The sequence below is a fragment of the Neobacillus sp. DY30 genome (assembly GCF_030123065.1).
GTDB lineage: Bacteria > Bacillota > Bacilli > Bacillales > Cytobacillaceae > Neobacillus.
This window is the reverse complement of sequence record NZ_CP126093.1, coordinates 2106387-2132006: the sequence shown is the minus strand read 5'-3', so window position 1 is coordinate 2132006 and position 25620 is coordinate 2106387. Positions and strand designations below refer to the sequence as shown.

Here is a 25620-nt window from a genome sequence, read left to right as displayed (position 1 = left end):
TTCTCGTTTATAAAAAATGTAACATCCAGTAAAATTGATTACTGTTCTAGCACAGGACCCAGATGATAGTGCATTAGTCTCTAAAAAGGGGCTTCCGCTTTTCTTATTCCACTTCACTTTGTACTTGCTTAGCTACATCTTGTACTTCTTTGATAATTTCTTCTGGAGATTTGGATCCATCAAGCAATAGTTGAATATTGGATAGATACACATCCGCTACCTTCGCATGGACATCTGTGTCGAGCCATTCAGCCATACCTTCAGCCTTCTTCATGACTTCCACACCCTCAGCCACTTCCTTCAAAGCTGTATCTTGGTTTGTAGCCCCATCAATCGGACTTGGCCAGCCAATTTGCTCCACAAGCTTTATGGCATTCTCTTTACTTGTTAAAAACTTCAAGAATTTAATCGCTTCTTTTGGATGTTTTGTTTTGGAAGAAACGATAAATCCATCCGGTGCTCCGGTAATGAAACTCTGACTGCCCTTACCATCTGCAATGGACGGCATTGGAAAGAAGCCCCAGTTTCCTTTCATATTATTCTCAATCGTTTGGAATTCTTCTAATTCGACATAGAAGATTGCTCCCTTACCGGCTGCAAATAATTGTTGTCCCATATCATGAGAACTAGAGTTCACATTCTTCATAAAATAACCCTTCTTATTCAAATCAGCTAACATTTGCATGGCTGTTACATAGCCTGGATCTGTAAACTCACCTGATGTTGGGTTATAGTCTTTCATTCTCACATCCTGGGCTACCATCTTTTGGTTTAAGCCTGTTAAGTAATGGATTGCTGCCCATGGACTTTGGTTTCCTAGAATAATAGGCGTTTCTCCGCCCTTTTTCAAGGTGTCTAGCACTTGTATAAATTCATCCCAAGTAGTAGGTGCCTGCAGTTGATATTTATCAAAAATCTTCTTGTTGTAAACAAAGAATTTTCCATTGAAACGAAGCGGAATCCCGTAATTTTTGTCATCTGATGTGAAAGGCTGAAGAGATGCCGGAATAAAACTGTCCTTCCAAGCTGTATCTTCATTTAAATAAGGAGTTAAATCTAAGGCTGCATCAGCACGGACGAATTTCCTGGCAAATTCACCTGACCACGAAAACATAATGTCGGGAACTTCGTTACCGCCTAGAATTACACGGAGCTTGTCTTTAATAGGCTCATCTGCAATCGCTTCCATTTTAATGGTGATATCTGGGTTATCCTTTTCAAAGGCTTTCACTACTTCTTCAAAATAAGGAGCGTATTCTGGTTGCGGCCACTTATGCAAAAACTTTAATACAACTTTCCCCGACTCTTCATTGCTGGAAGAGGAACTAGAGCATCCTGTCAGGACTAGAGCGAACACCATTAGTACTGTTAATAGTACGTTTATTTTCCTTCTCATTTCATTAACCCTCCTTATTTTTATAAAATCAATCCTACAAAAGCGTATTCCTTCACCCCCCAAACTTCTATGAATGGTTTTATATTTTAATCCCTTTAAGTAAATTAAAAGGGAATCCCATAACCAAATGCACCATCTACAAGACATGTCTTTGCCGCAAACTTGGCCCCTTCCTCCATACTTTTTTGGAGGAGGTTGGCTTCCTGAATTTCAGGATTTTCCTTTTTTTGAGAGAGATAATGTAAGATAAATGCAGTAAAAAAGGAATCTCCGGCACCCAGTGTATCAACCGGCTGCACAAAGTGCGGCTTCTGGCGATAAAAAGATTGGCCGTCATAGACAATTGAGCCGCGTGAGCCCATTGTGCCCACTACTAATTTACTCCCGTATGAATTGGCACGTTTTAATAGATTCTCTACTTCCATTTCGCTCAATTGCCCGCAGGAGAGCAAGCTTATATCGATATGAGGGCAATTCTTCGCTAGCAATTCATCGTTATAATCACTCGAAAAATCATAGGATACCAGGATCCCGGATTCTTTTAATTTATGTAACTCAGAATCCATCTCACTGTAGATACTGCTATGGGCAATATCAAAGCTTTTAATATATTCCAAGTCATCTGAGCTGAGGACAATCGGATGATCCATTTGAACACCGCCCCCATTTCCGCCGATGAACACCCGGTCACCATCTACTAAATCAACGGCGGAAAAGCCATTTTCCCCTTCATATTGCCGACAGTTAGAAATGTCCACATTCAAGTTTTTTAAGGTGGCAATAATATGCTCTGCAGCCCGATCATTACCGAACACGCCAAGATAGGCTGCTTCAATCCCTAACTGTTTAGCATATACACTGAAATTTAAGGCATTTCCCCCTGGATACATCGTTTTTTTATAAACATACTTATCAACCACATTATCGCCAACACCGATTACCTTCATCGAAATAACCCCCGATTTTCACTATTGGTATATACCATTTAAACTACGTTGAAATGATGTTAACCATCATTTCAGCTTTAATTCAGAATAAAACTTGACTATATCACTTCTCGTTAAGGATGTGGAGAATTCAATTTCCTTTTCATTGGTATCAAAAGCAACTGCTTCTTGGAAGATACACGGGCTCTCGGAACGTATTTTCAAAAGCTTGCTCTCACTCTCATCGGAAACCGTGACCTGCATATACTCCTTTGCCATGACAAGGACAATCCCGTACTCACTTTCTAAAATTTCATACAAGGAATCATTGTCAGTAATAATTTCATCGAGCCCTGGACAAAGCTTCTCTGCCAGGAAAGATTCTTCAATCGAGATCGGAGTCTCGTTAACAAGCCGAAGCCGTTGAATAGCGATCATCATTTCTCCAAGGGGCAGTTTAAGCTTTTGAGCTAAATTAGGTGTGGCTTTCATTTTACGAATGGACAAAATCTGTGTGCTCGGTATTAATCCTTTACTTAGCATGTTCTTGGTAAAACTATTAAAGGTAACAAAATCCATTTGGATTTTCTTATTGTTAATAAAAGTACCCGACCCCACACGCCGCTCCACTACACCTTCCCGCTCCAAGATCGACAAGGTATGTCTTGCTGTCATCCGGCTGATTTGAAACTGCTCAGCCAATTCTCGTTCCGAAGGAAGCTTATCACCGTGCTTAAGCTTTCCGCTTTCAATTTCATCGAGAATTTTATTTTTTAATTGTTTGTAAAAAGGAACATCCTCTTCATCTTTGTTCATTCTGCTCATCTCTATTACTCCCGTATATGCACATATTCAATCCATATTCATAGAATATAGTATTTTTACTTCATTTGTAAATTCTTGTTTTTTTGAATTGGTATATACCATTTAGAGTAAAGCTATGATCAATTCTATCTAGAAATTAGGAATAGGAAGTTACTTTTTTAAAAGCGCTTACAATTATTTCGAAATAAAAAAGGCTCTAGGATGATGTTTACCGAAGGAGATTGTAGAATGGAGTTCATTCTTGTCAGTAACTGAAAAACCATGGAAAGTTTTTCTTGTTGTCAGAATTATTAATTAAATTTAGAATAATTCAATTCCGCCCCCTTGTCAATATATTATCTATTAAACAAATATCTACAAAATTAGTAAAATTAACTCAACCAGGGATTGACAATTTTACCTTGTCCCCCTGTTAATGCTAGGAATTCTGCCATGAGTCTTATTAGAATAATGTCGATATTTGTGAGTTTTTCTCTAAGAAAGATGCCGTATGTATTAAAAAAAGAGAGTTTGGGGAAATATAGTAATCTTAATTATTTTTATCGTAAACTCTTTTCATTTTTATTAATGCCTATTTAAAGTAAAAGCTGATATGAAAAAAATTTCTCATACCAGCTCTTTTATTTGATTCATCGAAGTGACCGGAACATTGTATGGACCATTTGATTTTATAGTTACGTCTGTATCGTTTTGGTTCATCTTTGTATCCACTCATTTTCCTTCACCTAGAATGTTTGTCGGCGTTCCACCACAACAAGGAATTTACCTTCTTTTACATAGCCTTCGTAACGGTCCGCCTCATCTTCAGGAATTCCTAATCCAACTAAAACTCCTGCCAAGCCACCTATGCCTGCTCCGGCGGCCGCCCCAGTCAAGGTAGCAGCTATTGGCCCAGCCGCTACAATAGGTCCGATACCTGGTATAGCAAGGGCACCTACGCCTGCAAGCAATCCTAATATTCCACCAAGTGCCCCACCTGTTGCAGCTCCAGTAAGGGCACTTTTTTCAGTTGTCGTACCAGTAGTATCATTAATGTCTTTAACAACGTCTTTGTCTTTCCCGATAACTGAAATATCTTCTGAAGCATAACCCTGGCGTTTTAAATCTTCTACCGCCTGAATAACCTCTTGTTCAGAATCGTAAACTCCCACCAAATGCTTTTCATGTTCGTACATTGAAATTCCTCCTTTGGATTGATTGTCCTTATTTTAGCTACCCGCCCTGAGAAGGAATTAAACATACTTTATTGCCATAAGTCTTTTGTAAGTAGAAGGATCACCGCCATTTTTTATAAACCATAACGCTCCTGTATATCGGAATGTTGTGGACCAATACGCTTTTTAACCCCTGCTAGCCTTCCTTAATCTCTATGAATAATCCTAACTGTAGCATGGTTTAATTCGCACCAATCATAATCTTACAGCTCTTTCATTAACACATAAACATTGTCTATAATATTCTTGCAAATTTCTTAACTAGTAAGTTAATATCCATTTTTGGGAGTTTTTCACTAAATAAAAAAATCTCTCTTTATTGGATGTATCCCTTATTATTAAGTTGTTTAATAAATTTTGACAAAGGATATTTACTATGGACTTCATTTATATTAATCAAAATGTTTTAGATAATTTGTTTTACATTTTAGTAAGTATTTTTGTTTTCTTCGTTTTAATTGATAATTTTAAAACGCTTAAAAATTACCAAAAAACCCTTATTACAGCATGCATGAGTTTACCAAGTATTTTATGTATGAAATTCCCTATTTATATTGATGAATATTGTGTACATGATTTAAGGCAAATTCCTTTTTTAATTGGTATACTTTATGGCGGATGGCCTGTCGGGGCTGCCTTGTTGATAATTTCGTTGGCGTTTAGATTTTTTATTTATGGATTCAATTCACTAACTCTTATTGTTTATATCGTGATCTTTATTATAACGGCACTACTTTCAAAAAAGTTCAGCATGTTCAATAGAAAAAATAAGCTTATTTTCTCAGTTCTGTTATCTTTGTGTCTTGGAATACTAACAACTTCTATAGCTGTTATTATATCTGATTCATTTAGGGTGACTGAAGCTTATATGTTTTATTTTATGTTCCTTCCTCCAGTAGTCATGTTTTTAGTTGTATATATAATAGAAATATTAAGTGACGCAATTAGTATAAAGTCAAAAATAGCAAAGCTAGAAAAGATGGAAGTTGTTAGCCAGTTAGCAGCGAGTATTTCCCACGAAGTTAGAAATCCTTTAACAGTTGTAAAGGGGTTTATTGATCTCCTAAAAGCCCCTAATCTTTCTCAAGAAGTTAGAGAACAGTACTTTCAACATGTGGTTAGAGAGCTTAAATCTGCAGAGACAATTATTAGTGATTACTTAGCATATGCAAAACCTGCAACCGAAGATATAGGTATCATTTTAATAGATCGTGAAATAAGAAGTATTATTGAAATGACGAAACCATTGGCCAATATGAATTCGGTGAAGATATCAGAAGAGTTAGTGCCAGGAATTACACGCGGAAACATTCAACATTTCAAGCAATGTTTTTTAAACCTGATTAAAAATAGTATCGAGGCTATGCCAAACGGTGGTGAGCTTAGTTTAGTTACACTCGTAAGTAAATTCGATATCATTATCGAGATAAGCGATAACGGTGTTGGAATGAGCAAAGAACAAATAAACCGTTTTGGCGAACCTTATTACAGCACTAAAGAAAAGGGGACTGGGTTAGGTTCAATGGTTGTTGTAAAAACAATAGAGACAATGAATGGGAAAATTAAGATAAATAGTGTTTTAAATAAAGGAACAATAATACGAATAACACTTCCTATTTATACTTCATGAACAAGGTGCCAGGTGGCATCCAGATATTGGATGGTATCTGGCGCCTTTATTATCAATGGGTTGCCGAAAAGCCAAAAGGCTATTCGGGAGAAATTCAAATTGATTCTCTACTTGAAAAAGCATAGGGTTGGCTACTACTTTTCCCTGGTTTTCTCACATTTTTACGCATACAAAAAACCTACAAATATAACAACACTGCTGTTACTAGAAAATCTCCCCCTTCATATAGAAGGGGGAGAACTATACTTCCGTTGAGCTAAATTTTTCAATTATGATTTATTTACTAAACAACAAGTATTCAGCATCTCGGATAAGATAATCTGCATATTGTACAGAAATATGCTTGCCGCTTTGAGCCCTAACTTCATTTAAAAATGCAGCCAAATTTTCCACGTCCAGCTTACTCTGCAAGCTATTAGCTATGCCGTTACTTTCTATCCATCCTGCATCCGTAAAGCGTGTAATTAATTCCTTTAATGATTGGATGCTTGTAGAAGTTTCGAACTTAACAACTTGGGTCACCATATTCCCAGCAAAATCATAAGCTGTTACGCTATACTCGTGCTGACCAAGCGGCAAAGTATAAAGAGGAATGGTCTTCCCATTTTCTACGATGTTTCCATCCAAAATGATTGTTGTTTTTGTACTGTCAATTCCGGCCAAATTATCATTAAGTTCTATGACCGGATTGATGTCCACGGAATCGTAGTAAAGATCATTCGCAATGCCAGTTATATCGATAGTAGGAGCAGTGGCATCTAGATTAATAGAAATGTTTTGCTTCTCTTCCATATTTCCGGCATTATCCAATGAACGATAGCTTATATCGTATTTTCCATCTTGATTGATGGTAATCGGTTCAGTGTATGTTTTCCAAGTGTTTCCACCATCAAAGCTATACTTCGTTTTGGCCACACCCGATAGGTTGTCAGAAGCATTAAGACTTAACTTTACATCGTTTGTATACCAGCCGTTCAGCCCGTCCGGTTGAGCTGGTGTGACAGTAGCCACTGTAACAGGTGCGGTAGAATCAGCTGCTGTCACTTCAACACCATCAACTACCAGTTTAATATCACTAAAGGTTATATCTGCATTACGTGCTACGAACATACCTACGTAAACGTAATCTGGATCGATGCTTGTAAGTTTAAAATCAAACCCACCAGTGATTGTTTCTTCATTTCCAAATTTAGTTGCATAACCGTCTGAATTGCTTGTAATAGAAAGATTTATGGTGTCTCCTGCTGCAATTGGGTTTTTAGCTGTTCCACCTTGGGTAAGAACTCCACTCTTTCTAGCGAAACTATTCCAAAATCCTCCTGTCGCTGCCTTAGTGAGCTTTAAAGGTGCTGCTGCAACATAATCACCCAGAGTAGTGTTTATATAAGAATCGATATGCATTTCATCCCTGGCCATCAAACCAAAGGATACTTGATCATTCAAACTAAACCCATTAATTTTCGCTTTAGCTGTTAGTGTAAATGTGCTGTTTGCAGGTACTTTATAGTAATACATGGCAAATCCATCAGTAACACTGGCTATTTTCCCTTTATTATTGGCTACTGCAATATGCATGTTTCCATCATTATCTGTTTCAAGGGTCTGATTTGCAGTACTTGGAACACCCCCAATATCACCAAACACCGTGCCTTTCCAAATACCATAATCTGCCCATAAAGCACTTTGCGGCAATTCACCGTTATACGGCGTCTCTAGGTAATTAGGATTTGGAATTAATGTATCTGCTTTCGTTGGCGCTGCAGCATTTATCACATGTTCTGCTATTCCGGTTACGCCTAATTCTTTTATTGCCTTTGTTAAAAGGTATGCATTATACCTTGCGCCCCAGATATTGGTATGTGTATTATCCACACTTTGCGATTTTGAAGAGGTCCACGCATGAAGATACAGAGTTTCACTTGGGCCCAATTCATCATATAAACTTTTAGTTAAAGTAGTCATATCAACTACCGGTACATTAAGCGCTGTCCCCAAATCCCTAATGGCTTGCGGATAATCTCCGCCTGGAAACTCTCCGACAGTACCTGTAATATGAAGATTGGAATTGCTCCATACACCCGATTCCGCTCTTCTGACAATAGGAGTAGAAAGGATGACTTGAGTTCCCGCCGCCTGAGCCGGTTTAATATAATTTTCATACAAGGAATTCGCAAATGATCCTGGATCCAAATAGGTTCCATTCGGATTTGTATATCTTTCCGGCTCCGTTTTTTCATCATTATGGCCGAAACCAATTAATAAATAATCTCCACTCTTCATACCGCCGAGCAGCGTCTGATACTCAGGATCAGATGTATAGCTTTTTGAACTTCTTCCGGACAAGGCAAGATTTTGTATGTTGAAGGAGCCATCGAGATAATTTCCAATTTGAGTGCCCCATCCATACCTTGGATAATAGTAATTATCCGTAAAAGAGCTTACGGTCGAATCCCCAACAATCCAAATCGTTGGAGTATCAGCAGTAGTTTTTGCTGTTATTGTCGAGTTGTTAGATGTATCACTGGCAAATGCCACAACGTTGTTAAATGCTAAGGTGAAAAACATGATGAAAGTCAGTAATGTGCTAATCGTTTTCTTTGATTTCATTTTCATTCTTGAACCCCCTCTCAACAATTGAAGCTCCGCCTTGAGAAAAGCTCCCCATTCATATAAAAAAGTGGGAGCTTTTCTGATCAATCTATTTATTTATTAGACAACAAGTATTCAGCATCTCGGATAAGATAATCTGCATAATGTACAGAAATATGTTTGCCGCTTTGAGCTTTCACTTCATTCACAAATGCAGCTAAATTTTCCGCGTCCAGCTTTCCCTGCAAACTATTAGCTATGCCGTTACTATCTATCCATCCGGCTTCCGTGAAGCGGTTAATTAATTCCTTTAATGATTGGATGCTTGTGGTTGTTTGGAACTTAACAACTTGGGTCACCTTATTCCCAGCCAAATCGTATGCTGTTACGCTATACTCGTGCTGACCAAGCGGCAGAGTATAAAGAGGAATGGTCTTCCCATTTTCTACGGTGTTTCCATCCAATGTGAGTATGGTTTTTGTGTGGTCAATTCCGGACAAATGATCTTTGAGCTCTATGAGCGGATTGATCTCCGCGGAATCGTTGTAACGATCATTCACTAAGCCAGTTATATCAATAGTAGGAGTAGTGAAATCTAGTTTAATAGAAATAGTTTGCTTTTCTTCAATATTTCCTGCTTTATCAATAGAATAGAAGGACACAGTATGGTCTCCCTCGGAATCTATTGTAAAGGATGTACCCTTCACATAATCAGACCCATCAATTGAATAAAAGGTTTCGGCAACACCACTCTCGTTATCGGAAGCGTCCAGTTTGACGGTTACCTCGTCATTCGACCAATCCGTTGGAGCATTGGAGGTTGTGACTGGAGCGGTATGATCCACAGGTGCGGAAAGCCGGTCAATAAGAGCCTGGGTCTCACCAGTCCAATACGTATTTAGCTGACTTGTATAAACACCGCTTGCATCAGGGGTATATACACTTACTTTACTGTTTGAATCCACTTCAAATTGTACGCTGTTCTTACCGTCTACACCGCCTACTCTTATAGGTGGAATAACGTAGTTAGAGATGTTATATCCAAGGTCCTGTATTTGATCGGCAATTAAAGCGCCATTATAAAAACCGCCAATCTTATTATTATGAGTTGAATCTGCAGGAACCATTAATGCCTTTGCTGAAGGCGAGCTTCCATTAGTGGCTGCAGGGTCATTCTTGTATGCTTTTTCAAAGGACTCTTTTGTTAAATCAAACATATCAATCACTTTAACACCCTGTTCTGCACCTAACTGTTCAACAGCTCTTACATAAGCATTATTGGCAGTTATAACTGTTCCAGTTGTGGTGTCCGTAGCATCATGATGAGTTCTTATGGTGCCATCTGCGTAAAAATACTGTCTTGAAACAGGAGTAACTAAAATAGGTGTTGCACCTGCATTTTTTGCTACATCAATATACTGCTGCAGATACCACTTGAAGGTTCCGCTAGTATATGGATAAAATGTTGCTCCATACTGTAGTGAAAGACTTGCCGGTGTGGCCTCTTCAACACCCGGAATGGAAGGATAAATACCATTTGCATCCGGTTCTCCCATAGAAACAAATCTGTCTAAGAGAAATCCTGATTGATTGGCTTCATCATTATGTCCAAATTGAACCAGCAAATAGTCTCCGGCTTTAATGGTAGAAGCGATTTTATCAAGACTTCCCTCATTTATAAAGCTCCTTGAGCTTCTGCCTCCGTTGGCATAATTAACAACATTCACCTTATCCGAATTGAAAAATTTCTGTAAGTATTCTCCCCAGCCGCCTGTATCTGAGGTTGGGCCGTATGTCTTGACCGTTGAATCACCTGCTAGATAAATATTTACACGCTGACCATCCGGAATCTCATTCCCTCCGCCACCGGACGAGCCTACTCTAGCCAGGTTGTCAAGTTTAATAGACATCTGTGTGCCCTTCAAACCATTCACGGTTTCCGGCGTAACAACAGCCTTGATATAATTGCCTGCATCGGCACTAGTAATCTTGTAAGTTTTGGAAATATATGCTGTTGTTGCATGGATCAACGTTTCAGTTCCCTCCGGACTTACTCTGTACCACTGAATTAAAGAACTGTCGTTTACGTTATCATTTGGATTAGTAAATTCATAACCTAAGCTAATGGTATTTCCAACGTAAGGTATATTGATATCATCATCTGTTGTGAAGTAAGGAGCAACCTTAAATGTTGGCGCTGTATCACTGTCAGCTGTATAAGATGATGGTGTCCAACCTCCAAGATAATCGGCAACATTAATTTCTGCAGCTTGTGCCTCCGTTAAAACGGATCCTCTTCTTTGGGATGTATCTACTGCTGAATGGTTATATGTTGTATTGTATTCTGCAAAATTTGCATTTTCAGGCGGGCCACTCATATCCGTCCAGCCTTTAGGGTCTATGATCGAATTGCTCTGAAGCTTAGTGTTCAAGAAGGTTACTTTTGCTCCTGCTCCCCAAGGTCTTCCGAAGAAACCTGAAGTTTGCATATTCTTACTGCTGGCTGTTACAGTACTGTTTCTAAATAGGTAACCATGGGATGCTGTATCCTTTGCTGCTGTGATATAACCACCTACAGCCTTATCACTGTAACCGGCAAAATTCAATGTAACATTATCAAATACCACATTTCCATCACCAAAAATATAGTCTGTGTTACCTTCTATAAAAGAGTTTTTAAAATAACTGCTATTCGTACCGCTGCCACCGGTGTAAAGTGTGTCCTGGCTTCCTAGGAAACTACAATTCACAAACTCTGCACGGTTTCCCTCGATTATCATAGCGGCAGCCCTTTCTGTAGCTGCTTTTGAAGTAACATCTGTAAAAGACTTTCTTTCTACATTGATCGGGCTTGCGGATGGTATATTGGCAAGCTCCACACCATCTGCTAATTCCTCATCTGTCATATATTTGTTGAAGGAATTTTCAAATATGATGTTTTCTGCTTTGAAGTCGGAAGCCTTACTGGTGAGATAAACGGTACCTCCCCATTTACTGGCAATATTTTTGGAATACTTATCAAATGCTTTTTCTTCATCATAGAAACCGTTAGGCCCCATGCTGTAATATTTATACCCAATACCGTAATACCAAGTAATTTTAACCTGCGTACTTGGATCGCTCGTTGGATTTGAATGAGAATTTACAAGTGTAATATATGGAGTATTTATTACCAGCTGTGCTCTGTATACACCCGGTGCAATATGAATGGTGATTCTGTGAGCTTCATCTGTTGGATTCATTCGGGCTGCTGCATCGAGAGCATCCTTAACTGTACTGAAATTATTGGTCTTTGAGCTGTCGCCAACATACAAATCCGGAACCCAGGCAAGGGATTCTGGAGCAGTGTTGTTAACAAACAAAATATCCTTTGTTTTATCCTGCCCATTCATCACTACGTGAGAACTCGTACTATAATTCTCGGAACTAACAGCTGTAACCTCATATGCACCATCTCTAAGAATTACTGTGTATCCGCCATTTGAAACGGTCCCAGCATACGTGTATCCATCATCGACATTTGTAAATGTAAGACTTGAAATTTGAGCAGTTGACGGTAATCCCTGGAATAAACCAGTTGCAGTGTGTACTGCTTTTTTAGCAACTGTAATATCATGAACGGTGTCAGCGCTTAAATTGATAATACCGCCATCGACAATTTCATAATCGTTAACACCCGAAATAACGGCTGTATATTGTACTCCATCCTGAACATCTGCTGTAAATGTCTTATCATTGGTATTTACGATTGCTGTCACCGGTGAGACAAGGCTTCCATCTGGAGGAGTAAATTTGATTTGTAATTTACTTACATCATAACTGCTGTCAAAGCCCTTAATATTACCACTAACGGAAACAAGCTTGTTAGCTACAACATCAAAGCTAACACTTTTTCCTGCCGTAATATCAGAAGTGGATGTGCTTATGACCTTGGTTTCATCGGAAATTCTGTAACTGGCTATATTCTTTAAACTAACAATATAATCATAGCCCGTTGCGAGAACCGCATCAAAGGTATTGTCTGCATGAACATTTACGGTTGTAGTATCGCCTGATTTCTGATTCGTAAAATTAAGTGCATAACCTGCAGAAATATCGCTGCCATTTAAATTCACAGCTCCACTTACCTTAACGCCTGGAGTCCTCATCACTCTTTGGAAATAAGGTTTACCGCCTTTATCAGCTGAAACATAAATTTGATACGATCCGGAATATTGTGCTGTGAATTCAACTTTTTGTGCAGATGTTGTAAAAGCAGCTGTACTATCCTGAACCTGTGAAGCATCCGGTTTTACTGTAACTGTGGTACCACTTACACTCACAGTTGCGTGAACAAAGTGAAGGGTTTCATCTCCATTACTCGTTCCACCATAAACGGTAATTTTATCCCCAGCTGCAACATTATCAAGAGTCAAATACCTTCTCGTGGAACCTCCCGTACCGTTTGCGTAATAAACTCCGTTCGCGTTATATCCGTCTTCATAACTGTACTTTTGAGTTCCCCAGAAACCAGAGGAATTTACACCTACGGTAGAGCCATCTGACTCATAATAGTAGGACCTATCACTTGTAACCGGATTGGCAATGGTTAAATCCCCAAAAGCAGTGGTTACAAATGTCCCGGACTTAATTGTAGTTTTACTGTTCAGAACCTCCGCTGTAATATTATTGTTGTATAGATCTCCCGAGGTTTGAATTCCTCCAAAGTCCCATACGTCGATTTTTCTGTGTGTTGGTTCTGTTGGTTTTGTTGGCTCTGATGGAGTTGATTGCCCCCCTACAGATACAAGTTGGGTTTTATAATTTTGTATTTTAGACATCAGTGCTGTATTTAGACTAGCCGATCGATCATCAACAGCATCATCAAATTCCCATGTAAAGTCTCCCTTATTTAGGCGTCCAGCTTCTGCTGTAACCGTTTGTTCGACTAGGCTTACGTCATCAATGTCAGATGCCGTTACGCCCAAATCGATGAGAGTATCAAAGTTATTATAAGTTGTTCCGCCTACTAGGGTTTTGTAAGAGCTTGGAACGGTTTCACTTCTTGACGAAGCTAAGTAAGCATCAAATGATGTCTCGTGAGCTGGAGTTGTTCCTGCATCGGAATTGGCATAGATAAGACTTGCAGCATCAACAATCCGATTGTTGTATGCTTTAATCATTCCTCCATTTTCGCCCGAGAATGTACCTACTCCTAAAGCGTCCGTACCTTGCAAGGAACTCATCATTGGATATTTCGCATTTCTAAAGTAGTTTGATTCCACAAAGGATGAACTTCCTGTTGTTACACCAACACCATATTTAGAGATACCGTCAAAAAAGTTATTGTATACATGAACAGTTCCTGTTCTTATTCGCGGATGACGAGAGTCTGAATGATCAAACCAGTTATGGTGCAAGGTTACAAAGAATTCTGCTGATTCATTCAAACCGACTAGAGATGCTTTTCCGGAATCCCAGTAGTGATTATAAGAAAGGGTAATATAGGTGGATCCACTTTTCAGGTCAGTGGAACCGTCGCCTTTTGCCTGGTCGGCATCTCCTCCTGCTGTTCCATAGAAAAGATCATTATGATGAATCCAAACATTAACGTTGCCAGTATCCATTGAAATACCATCGTCAGGGAATAGGGCAATACCTAAGTTTCTTACTTCTACATTACCGACATAACGAAGCAGGATCCCCCATCCATAAGCGTAAGTATCTTCCCCGATACCCTCTAATGTAATATTCATTTCCGAATAATTGGAGTTACCTTTCACTTGAAGATATCCGTTGCTGTTAAGTTGCCCATTCATGTCAGCATCTGTAATTTTTCCAATAAATCGAATGGCAAGCGGTGTTTTATCATAGCCTTTTTGTCTCAAGTTCAGAATGTTACCTATACCCACAGCAGTTGTTACAGCTCCTGAACTGCTGGTGATCACATCATGAGTTACGGTTTGTGCATTCTCAGATGTTACATAAACAACTTGAGCACCAGCCTTAAGTGTTCCATCATCATTATAAGCACCTGAACCTGTGCCATATGTTGAGTTTGATGCAAAAGCAAATCCTGATCTGTCATGTGCTGTTACGGACAGCGTATTTGAAACCGTACTTACTGTTGAACGATCTGACAGTACTGCTTCAACTTTCATGACATAGTCTCCAGCTGCAAGCCCTACCGCGTCAGCTCTCCAATACGATCCGTAGCTTCGAATTAATTCAGAATCAATTTGTTTATATTGAGAATCTTGTGCACTCGCAGATTTAACATATACGTTATACCCTGCCGCATCACTTACAGGCGACCATTCTACATATGCCGTTTCAAACCAACCTCCACCGCTAGTTATTGAAAGGCTGGCAGCATGAACCGTAGTGTTTGGAAATCCTCCGAATCCGCTTACTACAATAGATAGTACAAGAGAATACATAAAAATAATTCTTAATACTTTTTTTACAACCATCTGTTCCTCCCTAGTTAATTTGCCCTAGATAACTTGAAACCGTTTCCAATTTACATCCTAGTTGTATACAGAACTATAAGTATCATATAGTTACTGCGACGTCCCCTTTTCACCCCCTTGCAACAAAAAATCTTTATTATTAGAAAGAGATAACCTAAATATCTCTTTTAATAATCCGTATTTTGAAATGACTTTGATGATTTACCAATGAAAAACGAAAAAAAGCAAAGAAGTTTTATAGTTTCTATCATGTTAAGGAAATTGAACAAGATGGTTAAGAACTATTTTGCAACATTTATTATAATTAGAAATTTCAGATAACTATATATAAAATTTTACTATTTTTGTTTAATATTTTTAGAAGAAATAGTATTTGACATTCTTTCGAACGTCAAATAGCCATAAAAAAATCCACCCTTCTTTCAAGAATTTGGTGGATTTGACACGCTAGTACACACAAAACCAGTCGCACTAGTACTATGTAATATTTTTTTGCGGGACTGCGTGGGAATCGAACAGACCAGCCCTGGCGCTTAGGTCTCAATCTGTTTTGAAGTTTGCTGGCACCAGTTTTTCTAAAATTTTAATGTACCGTGAAGTATAGTTTGATCAAGGTTTCTCGCTTTATAGTGTTTATTAGATTACTATAAACCGTTATTTTAAGTATTGTATAAAATATTAATTTAAGCTTTGACTTCTTCCCAATAATATTGAATGGCTTGTTTTTGTATTACCTCAGGACAATCAACTTCAACGTCCCAATGATCGTAATTATTTTCTCCATTTACACGTTGGATATCAACACTATAATATTTTCCTTTGTACTTAAAAATAATTACTACCATTTCAGAAAAACCTGCGTCATCGTTTCCAAGTTCCTGAACAAATTCTAGTCCGTAATCTGGGTCGTTTTTACGTTCAGCAACAGAATCTAATATAATGTTTTTGGGAAACTTCATCTTTCTTGCTCCTTCGTTTATAAATAAATTTTTAATTAAAATGATTGAGAATTCTAAGCTGCCAATAATTTCGCACGCAAAAAAGCCCACTAGACTTAAAAATCAATTAAGTGATTGAGCGTTTACTTAAAGTTATGTTGGCGGGACTGTGTGGGAATCGACCCCACCAGACCTGGCACGCAGGTCTCAAGCAGTTTTGAAGACTTGGATAGTCATTTTGAATTTTCTGATAATGTTTGATTCCTTGCTATGTATGGGCTAAGTCCTGATTTATCCTTTAATATTTTATAAAAATACTCACCGTAACCACACAGTTTATACATATCCATGTGCTACAGTTTAAAGTAATTTTATCGAATTAAAAATCGTTTGTCCAGTGAATAAAAAATGATTAGCTTAAATGCTAATCATAATAAAAAAACAGACCCAATAAATTGTTAGGTTTAATTGTGTCAAATCTGTCTAATTTTTTCTCCTTCCCATACAAATAGGGCAATTCCTAGTACGAGCACGGCTTCTTTGGTCAACGGTAGCTTCCCATTCGTGACCATTCTTACATGCCCACCATACTTTTTTTTCCGTAATGTGCGGTAACTTCTTTAGGTGTCAATGAATTTTTGGCAGGATGCCTTTGTTCTGCAAGTATGGGATCAACCGTTTCCAAGGAATTATCCTTACACACCTTTTTACCAGAACAATAGGGACAACCGTTACCTTTGTTTCTAGAGGAGATTTTCGCAGTCCATTCATGACCTTTTGTGCATTTCCACCATACTTGTTTCCCAGAGCTACGGGTCACATCATAAATTGTTAAATTGCCATTTTTCTCTTGACACCATTCCTTGGCTAACTCTAGATTTACTGTAGCTAAACAATTATCAATTGAAACCCTTTTTCCTGCACAAAAAGGGCAACCGAGTTAGAGGACTTTTTTAGTGTCTACTCTATCGGGTACATTTTAAGTTACGGTAGCTTTTTTGTTTTTCAAAGGAGTATTCCATATCTCCTTTAAGTGTGTACCAGATATATGAAAGCCATTATTCCACTAACCTTCCGTTACTTCAATAAGAAAAAGGCTTTAGCCCTTGTTCCAACAAAGCCCCCGTAAATTTGAAGAAGGAATAATAAATTTAAGGTATTGGTTTCCAATTTTTTATCCCTTGCTTGTTGTAGAGTAGAGAACTGATTTCAATGAGATAGCTTACGCTATCCTCATTTAATTTCAGCTCCCCCTCATCAAACCGTACGTGAAGTTTTCCCTCATACGGCTTTCCGATGTTCTTCTTTCTTGTGCTTTACGGTTAATTCCGTGCTAGCTTTACGATTAAATAATTTACTTCATCCTGAATAGTCTTTAAGTTACCATGTTTTCTTCTGTTGTTCTTTTTCTTATTGTAAAAGAGTGTGAGCCTTTCAAGCACATACCAGTCAATCTGATTTAGCCACTTAAATGCGATTGGTGAAATCTTGTAATAGTTCTTATACCCTTGCAGTATTCTATTTAATCCTTTTACCAATTCCTTAATGTCTAAATATAACTTGGTTCTTGGCTCTGTAAATGCCTTTATCTTTGCTCTCATCTTTTTCATGGCATTCTTCTTCGGAATATGAGCCATAGCGTAAAAGGGTCTTCCCCCTTTATTATGTACTTCGAATTTACGATTGTGGAAACCTAGGAAATCGAACCCCTCTTTATTATCAAACAAGTGGACTAGTCTTGATTTGTCCCGATTAATAGTCAAGTCTAGCTTTTTCATAATAGCCTGTAATACTTGTATACTCTCAATCGCTTGTTGTTTTGTTCTTGTTAATATTACAAGATCATCTGCATAACGAACTAGTTCTCCTAGGTGATGGAATTTCTTTAACCAGAGCTTGTCCAATGTATTTAGATAAATATTCGCTAGTAAAGGAGAAATCACTCCTCCTTGTGGTGTCCCCGTTAGGGGATTTCTAACATTACCTTCCTCCATTATCCCAGCACGTAGCCATTTTCGAATTAACTTTAGGATTCTGCGGTCATTGATTTTCTGTTCTATTAATTTTAACAACTTTTCTTGGTTTATGTTGTCAAAATACCCTTGAATATCAACGTCCACTACCCATGAACTTCTTTTGCTTGCCTCTCTTATGCTAGCCATTGCTTGGTGTGCATTTCTTTTTGGGCGAAAACCAAAAGAACATTCTTGAAAATCAGCTTCAAATATCGGTTCAATAACCAACTTTGTTGCCATTTGTACCACTCTATCTTTTATAGTCGGAATCCCTAATGGTCTCTTCTTTCCATTTTCTTTTGGAATATACGTTCTTAGTACAGGGCTTGGATTATATTTATTCTCTTTTAGCTGAGTATACAGCTCATTTAAGAATTTTCTTTCCCCGTAGTTAGTAACGATTTCTTCAATCGTTTGTCCGTCTACTCCTCCACTACCTCTCTTTCTTTTTACACGCTTCCAGGCTTCTAGTAATATATCAGGTCGATAAACTTTATCATATAAAGCATGAAACTTACGTTTCGGATTCTCCTTGGCACATAGATATAGTGTTTTCCAAAGTTCTTGAGCTTTTACATCGGTGTAGTTAGCTAATTTCATAGCATTCACTTACTCTTACCTCCTTTAAACACATGAACAAAGTAGAGGTCCTTCCCTACATCATGTTGTGTTGTCATGATAATCATTGGTACTATGACCTCCTCCGACTCCCTCTTTACAGTCCACCATTTCGCAATTGCTTATAGGCTTTCTCTTTCCTTAACCGTAAGGGTAAAGTAGGGTCTCCCCAGTTCCGAAACTTACTTTCTTTACATGTCGTTCCCCATACCCCGAGAGATTCTTGAGTGTTGTTCCAAGTTCTACACACCTTCCATGGTCTTCGCCCTTTGTCGCAAGGCTCGACTTCTCCTTGTCCTGTTTCCAGGTTGCTCTTGACGAGGCGGCAGGATTCACTTTATGTTACAACCTGTAAAGTTGCTGGCACAGGGCTTCAACCTTAGGATTACTCCACCAGCTGCCTGTCAGCTACTAGGCGACTTGGTTCTTACCTAGACTGGACTTCCACCAGTTAGCAATTAACGGCTTGCCTGGGCACGCCAACAAAAAAAGCGTTAATCCTTCTTTGATCAACGCACCCTTTTGTTTAAGTTTTTATATAAAAAAATAGACCCTTGTTTATTCATTCATTGTTTACTTATCTAATTTTCGAATGTCCTAAGTATAACCACCTGCCTCAGAGATAACCTATCTTATGGAGGCGCTAAACATGGGTCGAAAATTTGAAAAAAACCTTATAAAATTGCTATATTTCTTTGGTATTAGTTCCTTTATTTACTTAATTAAAAAATCACTCGCAAAGGACTGGCTCTTTGTTTTCTTTATAAAAAGTTATTATGCATCATTGGTCGATAAACTTGTTGTAAATACTGGTTATGTTAAATATCCCACCCGATTTCCAAAACAAGTTAAAACAAGTGTGGTGTTTGATTCCCGCATCCTTCAGTGCCTTTTAAAAGTTCTGTATTTCAGTGTACCCATGACTATGACTGAGCTATGGCTAGAAAAAAACACACAGCTTGTTAAATATAAAAAGGGGTGGAATTGGAAAACCACTTTTTATTCGCTTTCTTTTTCCTTTTTATTGGTCAGATTTTCAATGTCTGTTATAAGACGTCTCTTCAATAATAAATACGATTTTTCTTAGATGGAGGTTCATAATCAACAATATGAGTATAAGTTCAACCAGATATTTCTGGTTGAACATTTTTTTTGCTACAAGAAAAAAACCGCAGCAGCAATCATCCTCAGCAATCACAATAAATGAATTTCCCCCGCTTTATAAATAATCCAACCATTTAAGATAATATACCAATTATAAAAAAAACTTAAAGAATGTTTCCCTCTTATTTTTGAAACAATACATTTGATTGTATTAACGAATAAGGAGGTTAATTAGAAATGGATAATCAAAAATTAGCCGATCATGAATCATTGGATTTACATGAAGTTATTAATTTCAAAACCCTTTGCTTAGCGAAATCAAAACTAATGCAAGGACTGGTATTTGATCATGATTTGAGAGCACTAATGCAAAAAGATGTTGAACAATCCATGCAAGCACTTGGAGAATTACAGGCAATTTATCAACGTGCACCTTTTGAAGCGCCTGTTCCTCAAAACCGGCCAACACCAATAATAAATTGAAAGGAAGGCAAATTCATTGAACAATGACTATTTAGACCCTATAAACTCGCTACACGTACCAGAGTTAGCAGATACCACATTTGCGATGGATTTACTTCTTCGTGCCAAGGAAGGTGTGCGCAATATTGCGGTTGCATTAACGGAGTCCGCGTCACCTGATGTTAGAACCCTCTTACGAAACCAGTTAATGCAAGGAATTGCCATGCACCAAGAAATTACAGAATTAATGATTAGTAAAAAATGGTTCCATCCATACGAATTAAGTGAACAATATCAATTAGACCAACTCTCTGCCAACAATACTTTGATGATTGGCAAAATGAATCTATTTCCTGTTGAGACCAATAGAAAAGGTATGTTTGACCGGACACCTGATGAACACTAACACTGGAGGCTGTAACCAATGAAGGCGGTAACGTATCAAGGTATTAAAAATGTTGTAGTCAAAGAAGTTCCAGATCCAAAGATTGAAAAACCAGATGACATGATTATTAAAGTAACGAGTACAGCTATATGTGGTTCTGATTTACATTTAATCCATGGCATGATTCCTAACCTTCAAGAAAACTATGTTATTGGCCATGAACCAATGGGAATCGTCGAAGAAGTTGGCCCGGGTGTGACTAAACTAAAAAAGGGAGATCGAGTAATTATTCCCTTTAATATAGCATGCGGTGAATGCTTTTTTTGTAAAAACCATTTGGAAAGCCAATGTGATAATTCTAATGATAATGGTGATATGGGTGCCTATTTCGGATATTCTGGTACGACGGGGGGCTATCCAGGTGGGCAAGCTGAATATTTAAGAGTGCCATTTGCCAACTTTACTCATTTTAAAATTCCAGAGACTTGTGAAGAACCAGATGAAAAGTTAACCGTTATTGCCGATGCGATGACTACTGGTTTTTGGACTGTTGACAATGCAGGCGTAAAGGGTGGAGATACAGTTATTGTTCTTGGATGTGGTCCCGTTGGTCTTTTTGCTCAAAAATTCTGTTGGTTAAAAGGGGCAAAGCGAGTCATTGCAGTTGATTATGTCAATTATCGCCTGCAGCACGCCAAGCGCACCAACAAAGTAGAAATTGTTAACTTTGAGGACCATGAGAATGTAGGAAGTTACCTGAAGGAAATCACCAAAGGCGGCGCTGATGTTGTCATTGATGCAGTTGGTATGGACGGTAAAATGACTGATTTGGAGTTCCTTGCAAGCGGAATGAAGCTTCAAGGCGGAGCATTAAGTGCGTTTATCATGGCTTCACAAGCAGTGCGTAAAGGCGGGACAATTCAAGTTACTGGCGTTTACGGCGGCAGATATAATGGTTTCCCTTTTGGAGATATTATGCAGCGAAATATCAATATCCGCTCCGGTCAAGCACCTGTCATCCACTATATGCCATATATGTTTGAATTAGTTACGACCGGAAAAATTGATCCAGGAGATGTCGTAAGTCATGTACTTCCACTTAGTGAAGCAAAGCGTGGCTATGAGATTTTTGACACAAAAATGGATGATTGTATAAAAGTCGTGTTGAAACCTTAAGGAAGGAGGTATAAAAAATGAACTACGCCTTACATGAAGTTCTTGAGGTCCATGAGATGGCTGCATTTAAGACCACTTGTTTAACTAAATCCAAAACGATGAAAGCGTTAGTTACAGATCAGCTTTTAAAAGATATTATGCAGCAAGACATTGATGTATCTACGAGACAATTACAAGAATATGCTTCTATCCTTTCCAACGCTAAGCAGTAAATTAGGAGATGAATGAACATGAATCCAATCATAGAAACTTTAACTGGCATGGACGGACTATCGGATCAAGTCGTTGCAATGGACCTACTGATTTCAGCTAAAAGTGGAGTTAGAAATTATGCCATGGCAGTAACAGAATCAGGAACACCGGAAATTAAAGAAATGCTCACTCGCCATTTAGTGGAAGCACTTGATATGCATGAACAAATATCCGCATATATGGTAGAAAAAGGATGGTACCATGCTTGGGATACAAACGAACAGATCAGTTTGGATTTAAAAAATATCAATACAGCATTGAACTTACCGACATTATAAAAAATTTCTAGGAACAGTTTAACACCAATTAAACTGTTCCTATTAAACCATTTTGAGTTGTTTTGGCAGAAGTAAATAAAGTTAATACTTCTTGCTTACTCGTGTTTGTTTACACTATATAATGAAATCAATTAATTGACTAATTTTATTATGAAAAGGTCGGAGCAGGAAATTCATCAATTTTGATACGAAGTAAACTATATGGTTTCTGTCGTAAGTCTTTTCCATAATGAAATCTAGGCTGTCGATGTAATTGGTTCACAATGACATACAAATATTGATCCGGACCAATTGAAAAAGTATCCGGCCACAAAATTCTCGGATCATGTGCGATAGTTTCCATTATGCCATTTGGCAATACCTTACGGATACTGTTGTTTTCATAATCCCCCGCATAAACAGTTCCCTTTGCATCCGTGATCATTCCATCAGACGCACCTTTTTCTCCCCAATACTCCACATGATAAGGTAAATCCATTTCCGGTATCGTTCTGTCTCTCAGGGCTTCTGTTGGGATTGAGAACAAATGACGACTGGTTAGTGGAGCAAAAAATAATATCTTTCCATCGGGAGAAATCGCAAGACTGTCAGACGCCAATCTAAATGGAGAAGTTGAACCGTCTTTGTTTCGATTCATTAAAATTTGACCTTCTACCTTCGGTAAAAAATAGGGATCGGGTGAAGTTGAATTTGCTCCATTTAACCGTCTAAACGCGTTTCCATTTGATAAATCTAAGACGATAATAGCTCCAGGTCCTCTTGAAGAAGAATCCGTTATATAGGCATAACCTGCTTTTCCAACACGAAAATCAAAACGGACATCATTCAGATAAGTTGTAGGCAGGACAACATCTTCTGTAAAAGTATATACTTTTCTTATTGTATTGGTTTCTAAATCAACAGCGACTAATTTTGCCCCCCCTTTAATAGGTTCAGAAAAATTGAGTGCAGCTGTATCTAATATCCAAAGCGTTCCCCTTCCATCAGCAACTACACTTTGGACACTGATGAAAGTCATTGTGATATTCTCGGGATTAACCAAATTGGTTTGTAAATTAGGATAAGGCTGCAATTTATCCTCAACAATTTCCCCCACCGTAAATTTAACATCGTCTCCCCATTTCGGAAAGCAAATGAAAATACGACCGGTTTCTGAAACAGTAACACCTGTAGGCATAGCCCCATAAAATGCATAAACTAGTTCTAAATTACCGAAATATTTTTCACTAGGTAACATAGGTTTCATAATATCCTCCTCAAGCATTCAAACGGGATATCACCTATATATGATTTATATTTTTTCTAGTGCATGGTTCTTAATAAGTTTTTCTATACGAAAAGCTGATTGACACTACTTTAGCCAATAAAGCCTCCAATAATAGCTCCTCCGATTACTCCCAAACCAATAATTGGTAAATAGGCTTTTGTAATAAGTGCGTCTGGGAGGCTAATTAACAACCCTATCAAAATTCCTTTTGTCCAACCATACATAGGAAGAACAGTTACTGATATTAAGAAACCAATCGTAAAACGATTAATAAATGAACCAATAATAGCAATAAGTTTATCTTCAAATTTGATCGGGAGCATTAGTAGTACAGATAATAAGCCAAATATTATACCAGAAATAATTCCAAAGAAAATGCTGTTCATTGGTAATAAATATCCTTTCTCTAACTAACTCATTAATAGATATGATTCTTTTAAAAGAACTAAAAACTCTTGATTTAGTTCGTCTTCACTATGAAATCTAAAGTTATTGTGAAATCTGTTTTTTGAAACTTGTTCAATTTTAGTAATCTTCTCGTGTTCAATTTGATGATTTGTTACTAAATTAAAATCCAACCATTTCTTTTTTGGATGAATTCCTCCGAAGGAAGATTTATTCAAAAGATGTATAGAAGTCTTTTTAAACTCAATTTCAAAAGGTCCAATTTTTTTCAATAAATCGAGTATTTTTGAATATATTTCATAAACATTAGATGCCTTATTTGAGAATTCTACATCTGCTTCAAAAAAGTCATTTTGCAATTCACTAAACCAACCTTCATAATATTCTGATTCTGGTCCTCCCATGCCGTGTGGGCATTCAGTAGATTCATTATCCTCGGTTGGCTTTACATAACACCACCAAGAAACATCAGTAATAAGAATCCCTATAGCCGTTATTTCTTTAATAAACTCTTTGAAGTCATTCTTCATCACAATACAATCAATGTACCCGTTGCCAACGGGTTGTACTTTATACACAGTAAAAAGACGTTCTAATTGTGTGACAAATTCTTTTTGATTTATTTCTAAGTAATCAAAATACCTCATCTATAATTATCTCCAATCCCTAACCATTCATGTGAAAGCGTTCCCGCTTATTACAGAAACGCTTTAGCTAAAAGACTGCCAAAACAGTCCATTTGATGTGGAATTAAAGCACACGTTCCTCAAAAAGAAAACAGCATTACTCATCAATTAAATCTTGAATATTAAGTAGGTACACAGTATTTTTACAAACTAAAAAAAGCCTGTGCTTTCTTCCAATTGCATAATCATAGTCAATTATATCATTCTCATCATTCACTGGAATATAGCTTTGGATGGTCTTTGTTTGTGATGTATAAAGATGTATTTGCCCTTTATTTTTATAACCATGACCGAATAGGATATAATCTTTCCAAATTGAAAAGGCTTTGCTTCCTACAATTGGCGATTTTTTTAACAGGTTATCATTTACTAACTCATAACCTGTCTTATTATGAATTGCTAACAAAGGGAAGTCCGAATAATAGTACAAATATACAGTTTCATTTGAAGAAACATTCAAAGAATAACAGTCATCAATAAAAGGGATTTCATTGTTACTAGGAGTTTGTACAAATTTTACGAAGTCAAATATCTGTATCCCATTTTTATCAAAGCAAAGTAATCCGCTTGCTCCAATAGAACTTCCAAATACTCCTTCATCAAAATAACTCACCCAAATTTCATTATTCTTTGTAGTTTGAACATCCTCTATTCCATCTCCCATATGAAAGGATGACATCAAATTCTGATTTTCATCGTAAACAAAAGCATTATGCGTTTTATTATTACTTACACGTGCGTTTACAAGAAGCCAATAGTTACCTAATGGCTGTGCATAGTGAAAAGGCTCTTGTGAAGGAGGAATGTTTATTTTTTGCACCCCCCATTTTGTATGTTGAAAAATTGTATGATGATGGTTTCCCTCGCGTATAGTCGACGTTAGCAAAATCAAATTTCCATCAAAGTCAATACTAATATTATGTGTGTCATGTTCACCAGCTATCTGTTCAAGGTTTAATTTTTCAATAACCTGTATATTTTGCAAAAATTATACCTCCTTCT

22 protein-coding genes are annotated in these 25620 nt (G+C 37.6%); 8 read left to right on the top strand and 14 right to left on the bottom strand.

The window, feature by feature from the left end; all coding sequences use genetic code 11:
• Positions 1-103: 103 nt before the first annotated feature.
• From QNH29_RS10405 to QNH29_RS10390, 4 genes are all read right to left on the bottom strand, one after another.
• On the bottom strand, positions 104-1396 hold the full coding sequence (locus tag QNH29_RS10405; RefSeq protein ID WP_283864704.1) for an ABC transporter substrate-binding protein: 1293 nt from the start codon (positions 1394-1396) through the stop codon (positions 104-106).
• Between the two features lie 104 nt (positions 1397-1500).
• Positions 1501-2343 carry a fructoselysine 6-kinase gene (locus QNH29_RS10400; RefSeq protein WP_283864703.1) on the bottom strand — a complete coding sequence of 281 codons (843 nt, stop codon included), beginning with the start codon at positions 2341-2343 and terminating at the stop codon, positions 1501-1503.
• Positions 2344-2409: 66 nt separating this feature from the next.
• Positions 2410-3147 carry a GntR family transcriptional regulator gene (locus QNH29_RS10395; protein WP_283864702.1) on the bottom strand — a complete coding sequence of 246 codons (738 nt, stop codon included), beginning with the start codon at positions 3145-3147 and terminating at the stop codon, positions 2410-2412.
• Between the two features lie 725 nt (positions 3148-3872).
• Positions 3873-4322: a YflT domain-containing protein gene (locus QNH29_RS10390; protein WP_283864701.1), complete on the bottom strand. Its 450-nt coding sequence runs from the start codon at positions 4320-4322 to the stop codon at positions 3873-3875.
• A 415-nt stretch (positions 4323-4737) separates the two neighbouring features.
• Here QNH29_RS10390 and QNH29_RS10385 point away from each other — a divergent pair, with 415 nt between their 5' ends.
• A complete protein-coding gene (locus QNH29_RS10385; protein ID WP_283864700.1) occupies positions 4738-5991 on the top strand; it encodes an ATP-binding protein in 1254 nt (417 codons plus the stop codon).
• The gene (locus QNH29_RS10380; RefSeq protein ID WP_283864699.1) at positions 5988-6116 is read left to right on the top strand and encodes a hypothetical protein; all 129 of its coding nucleotides are present in this window, start codon (positions 5988-5990) and stop codon (positions 6114-6116) included. Before QNH29_RS10385 ends, QNH29_RS10380 begins: the two co-directional genes overlap by 4 nt.
• A gap of 151 nt (positions 6117-6267) precedes the next feature.
• Here QNH29_RS10380 and QNH29_RS10375 read toward each other — a convergent pair whose 3' ends face one another.
• From QNH29_RS10375 to ltrA, 6 genes are all read right to left on the bottom strand, one after another.
• Positions 6268-8604: an OmpL47-type beta-barrel domain-containing protein gene (locus QNH29_RS10375; protein WP_283864698.1), complete on the bottom strand. Its 2337-nt coding sequence runs from the start codon at positions 8602-8604 to the stop codon at positions 6268-6270.
• 89 nt (positions 8605-8693) lie between these two features.
• Positions 8694-15032, bottom strand: coding sequence for a pectinesterase family protein (locus QNH29_RS10370; RefSeq protein WP_481858792.1), 6339 nt, complete (start codon positions 15030-15032; stop codon positions 8694-8696).
• A gap of 683 nt (positions 15033-15715) precedes the next feature.
• Positions 15716-15991, bottom strand: a complete 276-nt coding sequence (locus QNH29_RS10360) for a hypothetical protein (protein WP_283864697.1) — start codon at positions 15989-15991, stop codon at positions 15716-15718.
• A gap of 462 nt (positions 15992-16453) precedes the next feature.
• On the bottom strand, positions 16454-16576 hold the full coding sequence (locus tag QNH29_RS30405) for a zinc-ribbon domain-containing protein (RefSeq protein WP_481858824.1): 123 nt from the start codon (positions 16574-16576) through the stop codon (positions 16454-16456).
• Positions 16545-16874, bottom strand: a complete 330-nt coding sequence (locus QNH29_RS10355) for a zinc-ribbon domain-containing protein (protein WP_283865586.1) — start codon at positions 16872-16874, stop codon at positions 16545-16547. The genes QNH29_RS30405 and QNH29_RS10355 overlap by 32 nt, the downstream gene beginning before the upstream one ends.
• A 418-nt stretch (positions 16875-17292) precedes the next feature.
• The gene (gene ltrA / locus QNH29_RS10350; protein ID WP_283865585.1) at positions 17293-18585 is read right to left on the bottom strand and encodes a group II intron reverse transcriptase/maturase; all 1293 of its coding nucleotides are present in this window, start codon (positions 18583-18585) and stop codon (positions 17293-17295) included.
• A gap of 667 nt (positions 18586-19252) precedes the next feature.
• Here ltrA and QNH29_RS10345 point away from each other — a divergent pair.
• The 6 genes from QNH29_RS10345 to QNH29_RS10320 all read left to right on the top strand — a co-directional run bounded on the left by QNH29_RS10345 (position 19253) and on the right by QNH29_RS10320 (position 22260).
• A complete protein-coding gene (locus QNH29_RS10345) occupies positions 19253-19690 on the top strand; it encodes a hypothetical protein (protein ID WP_283864696.1) in 438 nt (145 codons plus the stop codon).
• Positions 19691-19944: 254 nt separating this feature from the next.
• Positions 19945-20190, top strand: coding sequence for a spore gernimation protein GerQ (locus QNH29_RS10340; RefSeq protein WP_066255762.1), 246 nt, complete (start codon positions 19945-19947; stop codon positions 20188-20190).
• Positions 20191-20206: 16 nt separating this feature from the next.
• A complete protein-coding gene (locus QNH29_RS10335) occupies positions 20207-20575 on the top strand; it encodes a spore coat protein (RefSeq protein WP_101648872.1) in 369 nt (122 codons plus the stop codon).
• 18 nt (positions 20576-20593) lie between these two features.
• Positions 20594-21730, top strand: a complete 1137-nt coding sequence (locus tag QNH29_RS10330; RefSeq protein ID WP_283864695.1) for a zinc-dependent alcohol dehydrogenase — start codon at positions 20594-20596, stop codon at positions 21728-21730.
• A 17-nt stretch (positions 21731-21747) separates the two neighbouring features.
• Entirely contained in the window at positions 21748-21942 is a 195-nt protein-coding gene (locus tag QNH29_RS10325) for a hypothetical protein (RefSeq protein ID WP_007083743.1), read from the top strand.
• A gap of 18 nt (positions 21943-21960) precedes the next feature.
• Positions 21961-22260 carry a spore coat protein gene (locus QNH29_RS10320; protein ID WP_283864694.1) on the top strand — a complete coding sequence of 100 codons (300 nt, stop codon included), beginning with the start codon at positions 21961-21963 and terminating at the stop codon, positions 22258-22260.
• A 148-nt stretch (positions 22261-22408) separates the two neighbouring features.
• On the opposite strand, the gene QNH29_RS10315 is transcribed toward QNH29_RS10320, so the two are convergent.
• From QNH29_RS10315 to QNH29_RS10300, 4 genes are all read right to left on the bottom strand, one after another.
• Positions 22409-23506 carry an L-dopachrome tautomerase-related protein gene (locus tag QNH29_RS10315; RefSeq protein ID WP_283864693.1) on the bottom strand — a complete coding sequence of 366 codons (1098 nt, stop codon included), beginning with the start codon at positions 23504-23506 and terminating at the stop codon, positions 22409-22411.
• 110 nt (positions 23507-23616) lie between these two features.
• A complete protein-coding gene (locus QNH29_RS10310; RefSeq protein ID WP_283864692.1) occupies positions 23617-23913 on the bottom strand; it encodes a hypothetical protein in 297 nt (98 codons plus the stop codon).
• Positions 23914-23937: 24 nt separating this feature from the next.
• Positions 23938-24579, bottom strand: a complete 642-nt coding sequence (locus QNH29_RS10305; protein ID WP_283864691.1) for a DUF5655 domain-containing protein — start codon at positions 24577-24579, stop codon at positions 23938-23940.
• A 136-nt stretch (positions 24580-24715) separates the two neighbouring features.
• Complete coding sequence (locus QNH29_RS10300; protein ID WP_283864690.1) at positions 24716-25603, bottom strand: hypothetical protein; 888 nt, start codon at positions 25601-25603, stop codon at positions 24716-24718.
• Positions 25604-25620 lie beyond the last annotated feature (17 nt).

Excerpts from the sequence above, each read along its gene's own strand:
- QNH29_RS10315 (WP_283864693.1), bottom strand. The coding sequence starts at position 23,506 with ATGAAACCTATGTTACCTAGTGAAAAATATTTCGGTAATTTAGAACTA.
- ltrA (WP_283865585.1), bottom strand. The coding sequence starts at position 18,585 with ATGAAATTAGCTAACTACACCGATGTAAAAGCTCAAGAACTTTGGAAA.
- QNH29_RS10305 (WP_283864691.1), bottom strand. The coding sequence starts at position 24,579 with ATGAGGTATTTTGATTACTTAGAAATAAATCAAAAAGAATTTGTCACA.
- QNH29_RS10370 (WP_481858792.1), bottom strand. The coding sequence starts at position 15,032 with ATGGTTGTAAAAAAAGTATTAAGAATTATTTTTATGTATTCTCTTGTA.
- QNH29_RS10340 (WP_066255762.1), top strand. The coding sequence starts at position 19,945 with ATGGATAATCAAAAATTAGCCGATCATGAATCATTGGATTTACATGAA.
- QNH29_RS10385 (WP_283864700.1), top strand. The coding sequence starts at position 4,738 with ATGGACTTCATTTATATTAATCAAAATGTTTTAGATAATTTGTTTTAC.
- QNH29_RS10310 (WP_283864692.1), bottom strand. The coding sequence starts at position 23,913 with ATGAACAGCATTTTCTTTGGAATTATTTCTGGTATAATATTTGGCTTA.
- QNH29_RS10320 (WP_283864694.1), top strand. The coding sequence starts at position 21,961 with ATGAATCCAATCATAGAAACTTTAACTGGCATGGACGGACTATCGGAT.
- QNH29_RS10345 (WP_283864696.1), top strand. The coding sequence starts at position 19,253 with ATGGGTCGAAAATTTGAAAAAAACCTTATAAAATTGCTATATTTCTTT.
- QNH29_RS10360 (WP_283864697.1), bottom strand. The coding sequence starts at position 15,991 with ATGAAGTTTCCCAAAAACATTATATTAGATTCTGTTGCTGAACGTAAA.
- QNH29_RS10390 (WP_283864701.1), bottom strand. The coding sequence starts at position 4,322 with ATGTACGAACATGAAAAGCATTTGGTGGGAGTTTACGATTCTGAACAA.
- QNH29_RS10380 (WP_283864699.1), top strand. The coding sequence starts at position 5,988 with ATGAACAAGGTGCCAGGTGGCATCCAGATATTGGATGGTATCTGGCGC.
- QNH29_RS10330 (WP_283864695.1), top strand. The coding sequence starts at position 20,594 with ATGAAGGCGGTAACGTATCAAGGTATTAAAAATGTTGTAGTCAAAGAA.
- QNH29_RS10405 (WP_283864704.1), bottom strand. The coding sequence starts at position 1,396 with ATGAGAAGGAAAATAAACGTACTATTAACAGTACTAATGGTGTTCGCT.
- QNH29_RS10395 (WP_283864702.1), bottom strand. The coding sequence starts at position 3,147 with ATGAGCAGAATGAACAAAGATGAAGAGGATGTTCCTTTTTACAAACAA.
- QNH29_RS10400 (WP_283864703.1), bottom strand. The coding sequence starts at position 2,343 with ATGAAGGTAATCGGTGTTGGCGATAATGTGGTTGATAAGTATGTTTAT.
- QNH29_RS10325 (WP_007083743.1), top strand. The coding sequence starts at position 21,748 with ATGAACTACGCCTTACATGAAGTTCTTGAGGTCCATGAGATGGCTGCA.
- QNH29_RS10375 (WP_283864698.1), bottom strand. The coding sequence starts at position 8,604 with ATGAAAATGAAATCAAAGAAAACGATTAGCACATTACTGACTTTCATC.